Here is a 606-nt window from a genome sequence, read left to right on the forward strand (position 1 = left end):
CTCCGGCGTCGTCGCCTACGAGCTGGCCACCGGCGAGCTGCACGTCTTCCAGGCGAAGTCGATCGTGATGGCCACCGGCGGCGCGGGCAAGATCTTCAAGACGACGTCGAACGCGCACACCCTCACCGGTGACGGCCTCGGCATCATCTTCCGCAAGGGCCTGCCGCTGGAGGACATGGAGTTCTTCCAGTTCCACCCGACCGGCCTCGCGGGCCTGGGCATTCTCATTTCCGAAGCCGTCCGCGGCGAGGGCGGGATCCTGCGCAACGCCGACGGCGAGCGGTTCATGGAGCGGGTGGCCCCGACGATCAAGGACCTGGCACCCAGGGACATCGTCGTGCGCGCCATGGTCACCGAGGTGCGGGCCGGCCGTGGCTGCGGGCCGAACAAGGACTACCTCCTGCTCGACGTCACCCACCTGGATCCCGAAGTGCTCGAAAGCAAGTTGCCGGACATCACCGAGTTCTCCCGGACGTACCTGGGCGTCGACCCGGTGAAGGAGCCGGTGCCGGTGTTCCCGACCTGCCACTACGTGATGGGCGGGATTCCCACCACGATTCGGGGAGAGGTGCTGCGTGACAACGACACCGTGGTCGGCGGGTTGTT

The 606-nt window shown here is 67.2% G+C and carries 1 protein-coding gene; it reads left to right on the forward strand.

The features are described 5' to 3' along the window. Nucleotides 1-606: FAD-binding protein (locus ACERZO_RS50315; RefSeq protein ID WP_372673162.1), on the forward strand; the 606-nt coding region annotated here is incomplete at both ends.

Origin of the sequence: Amycolatopsis kentuckyensis, assembly GCF_041679295.1 — a bacterium.
In the GTDB taxonomy this organism is placed as follows: Bacteria; Actinomycetota; Actinomycetes; order Mycobacteriales; family Pseudonocardiaceae; genus Amycolatopsis; species Amycolatopsis kentuckyensis_A.